This is a genomic window from Gilliamella sp. wkB7 (assembly GCF_001693435.1).
GTDB lineage: Bacteria > Pseudomonadota > Gammaproteobacteria > Enterobacterales > Orbaceae > Gilliamella > Gilliamella apicola_N.
The window spans coordinates 224,829-235,262 of sequence record NZ_CM004509.1 but is presented as its reverse complement, the minus strand read 5'-3'; the positions used below and the strand labels follow the sequence as shown (position 1 = coordinate 235,262).

Below are 10,434 nucleotides of genomic sequence, written 5' to 3'. Positions count from 1 at the left end.
ATAGTTTTTCAAAAAAATCAGAGTAAATTATAAAAAATGTAATATTTTCAGTTTTTGTTGAGAAATAAATAAACTGTATTTTTACATTGTATTTGGAACTAAGCTTTTTTTCTTCTATCAAATATTTATATACAGAATAGTTTATAAGTTGTTTAAATCTTTTATATCAAAAAAATAAAGGGGAAAATTATGAATAAGGTAACAGCAGGAAGAGATGTTTTAGGCGAATTTGCACCTAAGTTTGCAGAGCTTAACGATGATGTATTATTTGGTGAAGTCTGGTCTAGAGAAAAAGAGCTATCAGCAAGAGATAGAAGTTTAGTAACGGTTACTGCACTGCTTGCAAGTGGTATTTTAGACAGTTCTTTACAATTTCATTTACAGACGGCTAAAACCAATGGCATTACAAAAGAAGAAATAGCAGAAGTTTTGACTCATGTAGCATTTTACGTTGGCTGGCCTAAAGCTTGGGCAACGTTTCGTTTAGCTAAAGAAATTTGGAACGATTAATTTTTAAAAAGTGTTTATTGCATATTATAAGTTAAAACAGAAAACTCAATTTAAAAAAAATGGCTAAATCTGCTCGTTAAAAAAAGCTGATTAAATTGCGTTGTCCAAAATACATACACAATTTGCTTCAATCTAGCAATAAACATAGATTTTTGTATTATCTTAATTAGTATTCTTCAGATAAAACTATAAAAAATAATTTAATTACATCTTATCCAACCCATAAAAAGAGTTAATATAATGCTAAATTTTTCATATTTATCTGATACTGATGGAAGTAAACCATCAGTAGTTTTAAACGACAAAAATGTTGAATTGTTAACTGATGCTTTTTTTCATTTAGAGAAAAAACTGGAATTTATATTGATCCCTATGGTACAACAAAAGTTTATCCTGACCATCAAAAAATCTTAATTAATTATTTATCAAATAATAACGACAATGAAATAAAAGAATTATTAGTTTATTTTAGAGAAGCAGTTTCTCAAGATGGAATAATACTAGCTGAAGGGGATTAAGAAATGAGTAATTATTCAAAAAATATTAAAATAGGATAGGTAGTCTGCTTATTAAACGCCATAATTATCATTAAAAATAATGTTAACGATATCCCAAACTAGACAAACAAATATATACATAAATTTTATTAATGGTGATTTAAAGAGGGGAGTTTGATAATAGTACTTTGTAAAGCTCTATATTTATTAATTAATAATAGATTTAAGTTTTTTTCTACCTTTCGGCGTAATTGTCAATTCGCGATTATTATCATTTTGTTTAAACCATTCTTGTTGTAGCATTGATTGAAGCAATGAAGCTCCTAATGGACCTCCAATATGATCTCTATGTTCAGAAAAATCGATACAGCGCTTTCCAACAAAAGCTGTATTTGACACATTAACTAATAATTTATGTTCATTAAAAAAATTTTTACCATTCTCGGTAACCTCAAAAAAATTATTTTGTATATCAATAAATCCATTATTAATAAATGATTGGGTTAGTGCAACAGACCATGAACCGGCTAAATGTTTATAGCATGTTCTTGCCTCTTTAAATTTTTCATTAGTTTTGACATTGGGTAAAAATAAACAATCTTTAGGGGGAATAACTTTAAAAGTTGATTCAATAAACATTGCTGTTTCTTGATTTTTTATTTTATAGTAGCGATGTTTACCACACGTTCTGTGTTCGATAAGTTCAACATCTTCTAATTTTTTTAAATGAAAACGAGTAGCTTGTGGTGACAAATTCAATCGATTTGCTAACCAAGAGGCTGAAAGAGCTCTACCATTCATTAATTCACTAATAATTATAACTCTATTAGAGTCAGACATTGCATCCGAAAATCGTATTAAATCCTCACAATATAATTTATTCACTCTTAAGAATCTCCCTGAAAGATCAATAATATTGCTAATTATTATTCAATCTTAAATAAATTTAACAGAGAATATTAATACACTTTTTAGATAACTTATTTAAATTTATTTTTAAACATAACCCTTAAAAAGTAAATAAGCTAATTAGATATTTTATTCACAAAAACAAAAGAGAAAAGGCATTGAATCTATAGAAAAATCAATATTCAATTATTGCAACTTCTGACGGTTGGTTACGGGTAAAATCACTTTCTTCTGTAGGAAGTCAGCTAATAGTTTAATTATATTAAGATAAGGCCTATAAATGACAAAAGTAGCAGATAGTTCTAAACCTATATTTTCAATTTATATTATATGTTGCTTAGGATTGTTTTTATCTACCCTAGATACCGGTATTATTAACTTGGCGCTCAATACATTTTCTATCAATTTTGACGTTTCTTTGGAATATATCGGATTATCTGTTACTTTATATTTATTATTTTTAATTATTTTTCTCATTCCTAGCGGTTGGCTTGGTGACTTTTGGGGACAAAAAACAGCCTTAACACTGGGTTTCTTGCTTTTTGGTATAACCTCATTGATTGCTGGATTTTCAGAGTCTGCAAATCAGCTTATTTTATCAAGGTGTGGTCAAGGAATAGGTGCCGCATTATTGCAAGCAAATTGTTTGGGATTGGCTGGTTTACAATCAAGTAAACAGAAAATAAGATTAAATTCTTTCATAATGTTGGCGATAAGTTTAGGCCCAATTTTAGGACCTTCTTTTGGTGGTATTATTTTAAAATTATGGGGGTGGCAATTATTGTTTCTAATTAATGTTCCCTTGTGTATTTTGGGTTGTTTTTTTTGTTTAAAAATAAATAATGCAGTAAACAGACTAATGAGAAAGACTTTCGATTTAAAAGGAATGATACTATTTTTCATAATGTTAGTCGGTTGTGTTTCTCTTATTTATTCTAATAGTTTAAATCTGTCGTTAGTTGAAACAAATTTCATTGGTATTTCTACTTTAATCATATTTTTATTTTTTTGGAGGATAGAGTCAAAATGCTCCAATCCTTTTTTTCCTGTTAAATTATTATTAACCTCGTCAATTAGATACATTTCAATTGGCAGTTTGGTATTTGGAGTCACCGCGGGCATTATATTTTCGGCATCACCTATCATATTTATTAGAGAAACTAGTTATCATATTGACGATATAGGATTAATTTGTACAGCTTCACCCATTGGCGTTATTTTAAGTGTGTTTGTAAAAAAAGTAATAAATTCAAATTATGAAAAAATTATACTAATTTATGCTTTACCACTTATGCTATCTGGTTTTGCCTTGCTTTTCTTGGTTAGTTTTAATATTTCAGTCTTTAATTATGTTATAGCTGCTTTGTGCTACGGACTAGGTGGCGGACTGTTTCAAAGTTCATTAATTCAAATAGCGATGGATCAAAAAAAAGATAAACAATCATCAATTGGAGGCTTGTTAAGGCTTTTTCAAAATGGAGGAATTATTATTGGATCAGCAAGTTCTTTAGCTTTGTTAGAAATAGATATTTCTCCTTTAGAATACATTTCTACCTATCAAAAATTATGGGGCATCACTTTTAGTGTACTCTCTATCATGTCGGTATATTCATATTTTTCTTTATTTAAAATGAAAAATAAATAAAATCTCATTGGCTAGCAATCCAATGACGACTGTTGATTCCGTATTTACCATATTTTTCATAAAAATCTTCATAAAAAAATAACAGCGCAACCATTCAACTGTAAAAACAAAATCCACATAACCAAAAAAAGATCATTTTTACTTTAATTTATCCTAAAAAAGGAGAGTTAATAATCATCAAAGCTACCAAATTCATATAATAAGAAGATTAGCCTATATTTCAGGCAATATTTTTCAAATTTAAATTTTAAAAGAAGTTTTATGAGTATCGAGCAAATATCACCACATAATTAAAAATATAGCATTTACCTTTAATAATATTAATGGCAGAAGGCAGTATCATTTATTACTTCGTGTAATAAATGATATTACAGTCGTAATAATGATCTTTTCCTAAAAAAATATTATAAAAGTCAATGAAATAAATAATAAGCAAAATAAGGCTGACTTTTATGAAAGATATTCGAATAGAAAATTATAGATATACATTATATTTATTAGTTACTGTATTTGGCTGGGGTATTATGTATCCCGCCTCAAAACATGCTGTATCATCTGGCTTAGATGGTTATTATCTTACTTTTATTCGCTACGTTCTTGGTGCTTTTCTTGTAAGCTTTGTTCTACTTATCATCGAGGGTAAAAAAAGTTATAAAACGGAAGGGAACACTTTTCAATTGTGGTTTTTTGGAACAATAGGTTTTGCTGGATTAAACTTCCTTACTTTTATTGGTATTGGTTTTTCTTCTGCTGAACATGCAACAATCATATTGGCGTTAATGCCGATGTTATCAATGATTTTATCATCTATCCTTAACCATAATATACCTCACATTAAAACAATTTTATTTACAGTATTAGCTTTTGTTGGAATTATTTTGGTTATAACGAATGGAGATTTTAATAATTTGATAGCCTCATCAAGCTTTCTAGGTGACTTATTATTGTTGGCTGCTACAACCTGCTGGGTTATTTATACCTATTTTGCAAATATGATGATTACAAAACACAAGTGGAGTGCGTTAAGAGTAACAGCATTAAGTTCTTCTCTTGGTGTATTAAGTATTATAGCTATTACTTTAATCGCGTCTCTCTTAGAATTAGCAAGTCCTCCAAGTCTAGATGTATTAATCACCAGTGGATTTGATATTTTTGTACTTGTTATTACAACATTAGTGATCATTACTTGGAATGCAGGTATCAATGGTGTTGGTGCTATCAATGGCATTCTTTTTGTAAATTTAGTACCTGTCATTTCTTTTATTATTGGCATCTATCAAGGCCATTCTATTTCGTATATCGAATTTATAGGAGCAATAATCACTATTATTGCACTAGTTCTTAATAATATTTATATGAGAACAATTAAAAGTAGTAAATAAAAAATCTAAATTAAAAAAATAATAGATTCAATAACTTTAAAAATAAGGAGAAAGTAGATGAAAAATATATTATTTGTTGTTACTTCCATTCATCATATTGCTGAAATAGATCGTAAGACAGGATTTTATTTAGATGAGTTAGCAATTCCTCTTAAAGCTGTTGTGGATAATGGTTGGAATGCGAGTATAGCGTCAATAAAAGGAGGGGAACCTCCGATAGAATACAAAACTTTACGCCCCAAAAATATTCGAACAGATGCACAACAATGGCTTTTGGATGATGAATTCTATTTTAACAAATTAAGAAATAGTTTCTCAATTAAAGATGTTCCTAATGAGAATTATGACGCAATATTTATGCCAGGTGGGCATGGTGTAATGTGGGATTTTAAACAAAATAAAATACTTGCTGATCTTGTTACAAATTTTTATGACTCAAACAAAATTGTTGCTGCTATTTGCCACGGACCTGCTGGATTATTGGCTTCGGTATCAAAAAAGAATAATAATCCTATATGCAGTGGAAAAAAAGTAACATGTTTCACTAATGAGGAAGAAGAAAAAGTTGGAATGACTGAGATAGTACCATATTTAGTGGAGGATGAGTTAGTTAAACAAGGTGGTCTATTCTTTAAAAAAGAATCTAGAACACCCAATTGTGTTGTTGATGGTAATATTTTAACAGGTCAAAACCCTGAGTCATCTTACCTCTTAGCATCAGCTTTGATTGATGTTTTATCTTTATGAGGAAATAAAAATGTTTATGGAATTTAAACAAGATGATATTTCTAAATTAGAGTAAGGCTTATTACTCAATTCAGTTGGCTCAGAAAATTTTGAAAAAGATACCTACCTTAATGGTTTAATAAAAAAACCTTGGGGTTTTGAATATCGCATCTATGACGATAATTTTTATGATGTATGGCGATTACATATAAATCCTAATTCAAAAACTTCAATGCATTGCCATCCAAGAAAAGATACTGTATTACTTTGTTTAGGTGGTAATGGTGCTACGGTATTTTTAGATAATAAAAAAATAGAGTTGTTTGAGGGTAAAAAAGTTTTTATAAAAAAGGAGTTTATCATTCTACTATAGCTGGAAAAAATGGGTTGAATCTTATTGAAGTTGAAAATCCAAGAAATAAATTTGATTAAATACGTTACGAAGATACTTATGGAAGAGAGATGCAAAAATACGAAACATCTACATCTGATGAAATAAGCTTAATGAATTTAATGCTATACAATGGTTACATGCTTAGAAGTACAGATGCGATGAATCAGTTTTCATTTATTGTTGGTAAGTTTCAGAATATTGAAATGCAACTTAACAAGCAATGTAAATTAATGTTTACGGTAGCTTTGGGTTTAAAACATCATTTAGCGGGACATATACACCTTATAGATGGTGAGTATCAAATTAAGAACTCAGATTACCAAGACCAACAATCACTTTTTATTTTAAAAAAAATAATATAGGGAATTTCATATGCCATTAATTGATATTTATTATACAAATAATAATTTTGATGCTAAAAAAAATCATCGCTGATAATGTCTATAGTTCACTTCGTGATATATTGAATGCTAAAGAAGCGCGAAATTTATATATTTTCATCATTTTAAATCTGATGATTGTATTACTCCTGAGCAACTCTGGGAGATTAGTTATAGCAATAATTTTATTTTCGTAAAAATTACGATGAATAAGGGGCGAACACAGCAAAGTAAGTTACAACTATATAATAGAATAGCGGAAAAAATATCTCACCAATTAGAGATATCTATAGATGATATCGCTATTTGCTTAATAGAGAATGATCCTGTAAATTGGTCATTTGGTGGAGGAAAAATGCAATTTATTGCATAAACTACTATACTCATATTTCCTTGTAATCCATTATGTTGATTACAATGAAGTTTTTATTGTGTGTAATTAAGTTAAATTATAAAATATTCCAAAAGCAGTTATTTTTCATAAATAAAGGCAATCCGATGAAAAAACAGTTTAAAACTATGCATATCGCTAGCCTTGAATTATTTTTAGTAGCGGCAGAAAATGAGAACTTTTCAGTTACTGCTGAATATTTAAATATTACACCTGCTGCTGTCAGTCGCTCTATTAAGAGACTTGAAGAGAGAATCGGATTCGAATTATTTTCACGTAGTACACGTCAAGTTAAATTGACACAGGAAGGGCGTATTTACTATAAAAAATGCTCCGAAATATTAGATATGCTAATTAATGCTGGGCATTCTATTAAAACTGAAAAAAATGCAATAGGAGGTAAATTAAAAATAAGCGTTCCAGAAACCTTTTTTAACTATAAAATATCACCTTATCTAGCTAATTTTTCTGAAGAGCATCCTAATTTAAAACTTGATTTTCATGTAACTAATAGAAATATTGATTTCGTAGCTGAAGAGTATGATCTATCAGTTAGACTAGTACAAGAAAATACCAAGCTAGAGGCTTTTCTAATTAAAAAAAAATTGTTTGTTGCCACTACCGGATTATATGCTAGCCCAAATTATCTTGCAAAAAATGGCATGATTGTTTGCCCTAATGAACTAATAAATCATAAATGTATCAATTTTAGCTCTAGTCAAAATAATAAACGATTTCACTGGACATTTTTGAGTAAAAATATATGTAAAGACAATATTGAAAATAGCCAAATACAAATCTTTGATAGTATCCAAGCGACCAAATTTTTAGCTTTAAATGATGGTGGTATAGTTCAACTTTTTAGTTTTTCTGTACAAGAAGAACTAAAGAGAAAAGAGCTAGTTGAAATTTTATCTGAGTATAATAAAGAAAATGCTTGGGAGTTTTGCTTTCTTTATCCTTCGGCATACAAAAACTCAATGAAACTTAAGGCATTCATCAATTATTTTGCTGAAAAAATTAGTTGATAGTGCTGTTTTTTATATCACAGCAGTCTTCTAGTATTAACAAAAAAGATGAATTAATTTATTAAATTTTTTTCTTACCTATCGTGTTTATTTTGACTTTATTCATGTTTTACTAGATTTTATCGAAGTACCTCAGCATCTTAAAAACAAAGAAAATAATATTATGGGGTTCTTTTTTTAAATAGGTTAATTACTCCATGGGTTAAAAATAATATGAACGACTATTAGGATCGTTATTACTGATCAATAATGGTCAATTGTTTTAATTCAACGATTATAAAATACATAAAAAATCTGCTATAACTAGGGTAAAGTTACTAACGATCGAACAGATGAAATGATTTTTTCACTAACGAAATCCCGTTGTGCGGGAACACAACGAGGCTTCTAACCACAACACTATGGAGGTAATGCTATGTCCTCCTATCAGCATACAGGATCTTTATTTTTTTGTAAATTAATGCTCAAGCATCCAACTTATCAGCCCACGTCTGCATCATCTCCGGTTGTTGCATCACATACAAAGCATGATTATAAGAGGCGCGTATTTGATCCTTATGCGAATGAAAGATTGCACCTCAATCCGCTCCCTAGGATAGCCAAGCTCATTCAAAGCCGATGAAATAGTCGCCCGAATCCCATGGGTTGTCAGCCTATCATTAAAACCCAACCGCCGTAAACACTGTTACTGATACACAGCTGTAGTTCACTGCGATGTGCACAGAGCCTTTCGCTAACGACAACGCCTCACATGCCTCAATTTCACGAAAAAACCACCTACTTCTCCCGTTGCAAAATCTGATCCAATTTCAAATGCCCAATCTCGGTATCATATCCTTACACAAATACTGCTCAATCTGCAACGCAGTACTTTTCCGTTTATCCTTTTTATCTAATCCTAGCTTACGAAACTTACACAACTCTCAATGCATATTAAACTCAGCAAACTCGAAGACGAAACAACACAAGAGGCCGCCATATCATCCGAATTACCCTCTAACGAATGCGAATGCACCTCAATAACAAAGGCATGAATTTCTTGTTGAAAACGTCCCAAGTTAGACGCATGAGACATACTAGACATACTGGCAATAGTATGAGTAAAAGGAATACCAGCAGTTACAGAAACATGTGAAATAGAACGATTAGACTCACACTGTACTTTTGCCTATGCAAGGCCAACTTCTGAATACACCTCCAACGAAATACGTTGTCATTTACCTTGTAACGTAAAACGAAAATGACACGTTTTACCGCCCGAAGGCGACACAAACAACGCCAAGCCCTCATTATCATTCAGAGTATAAGCTTTCGATTTAGGTTTATCATCTTTCATTAAGGCATCAGTAAAGCCATAGACAATCTCCTCAAACAACAAAACAGAAAAAAGGAGATTCTAATTATAAGGAGATAGAACTAAAAAACAGTAAAAAATGCAATGTATCGTTGGATGTACCATTTACGAGTGGATTATAATACAACTCAGTACTCTTTAATGGAGTACAAAACAAGGCTTACTGACTGATTTTAAAATAAAAAAAGTCGATAAATATTTGATTATAAAAGACTATGAAACGTGAATTGGAGCGGGAAACGAGGTTCGAACTCGCGACCTCAACCTTGGCAAGGTTGCGCTCTACCAACTGAGCTATTCCCGCAAAAGAAGTGTTTTAAATGGTGCCCGGGGCGAGACTTGAACTCGCACGGCCAAAAAGGCCGAGGGATTTTAAATCCCTTGTGTCTACCGATTTCACCACCCGGGCTCAAAACTAATTATCAAAAAGTAATTCGCTTTGGATGCTGTGCATTTTACCTATCTCAGTTTTTCAGTCAATAGAAATTTTAAATAAATCGATTGATTGCTTAATGTTTAACTTGATAATGGCTTAAAGATATTCTTTTGCTGACTTAAAGTAGATTTGTGTAATTTTATTGAGTCAAAGTTAAACAATAAAATTACACTTTTAAAATTTAGAAGAAGAGGAGTTATTCTTCCTCTAAAAGATCAGTATGTGCTATCCATAAATATTGGATCATGGAAAATATGGTTAAAATTGTAGCAAGTAATAAAGTGACTAAGCCTGCATAAATAACAATGTCACAAGGACGCCAAAGTAACCAAGTTAATGCAGTCATTTGGGCAATGGTTTTGATTTTGCCAATGGACGACACGGCAACATTACTACGTTTGCCAATTTCAGCCATCCATTCACGTAAAGCGGATATTATAATTTCACGTGAGACAATTATTATTGCTGGAACAGAGATCCACCATGCTTGGTAATATTGAGTAATTAATACTAGTGCAATTGTTACCATAATTTTATCAGCAACGGGATCCAAAAAAGCACCAAACTTGGTAGTTTGTCCTAAACGACGAGCAAGATAGCCATCAAAAATATCCGTTATTGCTGCGATTAAAAAAATTAACGCTGAAAAAAAACCAGACCATTCGTGGGGTAGAAGATAAAATGCTAACACCAAAAAAGGAATTAGAATAACTCGAAATAGGGTTAAAAATGTTGGTAGGTTGATTTTCATGTGAAATAAGCTCTTTTTTTTATCTTATTAA

Annotated in this window: 10 protein-coding genes and 2 tRNA genes; 8 read left to right on the top strand and 4 right to left on the bottom strand. The window is 30.6% G+C overall.

The features are described from left to right. Positions 1–189: 189 nt before the first annotated feature. Together A9G17_RS01070 and A9G17_RS13130 are read left to right on the top strand one after the other, a co-directional pair. Entirely contained in the window at positions 190–510 is a 321-nt protein-coding gene (locus A9G17_RS01070) for a carboxymuconolactone decarboxylase family protein (protein WP_065737105.1), read from the top strand. A 240-nt stretch (positions 511–750) separates the two neighbouring features. Further along, a complete protein-coding gene (locus A9G17_RS13130) occupies positions 751–924 on the top strand; it encodes a hypothetical protein (protein ID WP_218059738.1) in 174 nt (57 codons plus the stop codon). A gap of 290 nt (positions 925–1,214) precedes the next feature. Here A9G17_RS13130 and A9G17_RS01060 read toward each other — a convergent pair whose 3' ends face one another. Further along, positions 1,215–1,892: a winged helix-turn-helix domain-containing protein gene (locus A9G17_RS01060; protein ID WP_065737104.1), complete on the bottom strand. Its 678-nt coding sequence runs from the start codon at positions 1,890–1,892 to the stop codon at positions 1,215–1,217. A 304-nt stretch (positions 1,893–2,196) separates the two neighbouring features. Between A9G17_RS01060 and A9G17_RS01055 the strand changes: the two genes are divergently transcribed. The 6 genes from A9G17_RS01055 (at position 2,197) to A9G17_RS01035 (ending at position 7,862) form a co-directional block, all read left to right on the top strand. Then, the gene (locus tag A9G17_RS01055; RefSeq protein WP_065737103.1) at positions 2,197–3,561 is read left to right on the top strand and encodes an MFS transporter; all 1,365 of its coding nucleotides are present in this window, start codon (positions 2,197–2,199) and stop codon (positions 3,559–3,561) included. 452 nt (positions 3,562–4,013) lie between these two features. Beyond that, on the top strand, positions 4,014–4,943 hold the full coding sequence (locus tag A9G17_RS01050) for a DMT family transporter (protein ID WP_065737102.1): 930 nt from the start codon (positions 4,014–4,016) through the stop codon (positions 4,941–4,943). A gap of 57 nt (positions 4,944–5,000) precedes the next feature. Continuing rightward, positions 5,001–5,690 carry a type 1 glutamine amidotransferase domain-containing protein gene (locus A9G17_RS01045; RefSeq protein ID WP_065737101.1) on the top strand — a complete coding sequence of 230 codons (690 nt, stop codon included), beginning with the start codon at positions 5,001–5,003 and terminating at the stop codon, positions 5,688–5,690. 441 nt (positions 5,691–6,131) lie between these two features. After that, positions 6,132–6,425 (top strand): hypothetical protein, encoded by a 294-nt coding sequence (locus A9G17_RS12760; protein WP_081301625.1) that lies wholly within the window; start codon positions 6,132–6,134, stop codon positions 6,423–6,425. Between the two features lie 127 nt (positions 6,426–6,552). After that, complete coding sequence (locus A9G17_RS12755) at positions 6,553–6,816, top strand: tautomerase family protein (protein ID WP_081301624.1); 264 nt, start codon at positions 6,553–6,555, stop codon at positions 6,814–6,816. A 125-nt stretch (positions 6,817–6,941) separates the two neighbouring features. Further along, on the top strand, positions 6,942–7,862 hold the full coding sequence (locus tag A9G17_RS01035) for a LysR family transcriptional regulator (RefSeq protein ID WP_065737100.1): 921 nt from the start codon (positions 6,942–6,944) through the stop codon (positions 7,860–7,862). Positions 7,863–9,444: 1,582 nt separating this feature from the next. Here A9G17_RS01035 and A9G17_RS01030 read toward each other — a convergent pair. The 3 genes from A9G17_RS01030 to pgsA all read right to left on the bottom strand — a co-directional run bounded on the left by A9G17_RS01030 (position 9,445) and on the right by pgsA (position 10,403). Next, positions 9,445–9,520 (bottom strand) — tRNA-Gly (locus A9G17_RS01030). 17 nt (positions 9,521–9,537) lie between these two features. Next, positions 9,538–9,625, bottom strand: a tRNA-Leu gene (locus A9G17_RS01025). 223 nt (positions 9,626–9,848) lie between these two features. Then, entirely contained in the window at positions 9,849–10,403 is a 555-nt protein-coding gene (gene pgsA / locus A9G17_RS01020) for a CDP-diacylglycerol--glycerol-3-phosphate 3-phosphatidyltransferase (RefSeq protein WP_039126723.1), read from the bottom strand. Between the last annotated feature and the right edge of the window lie 31 nt (positions 10,404–10,434).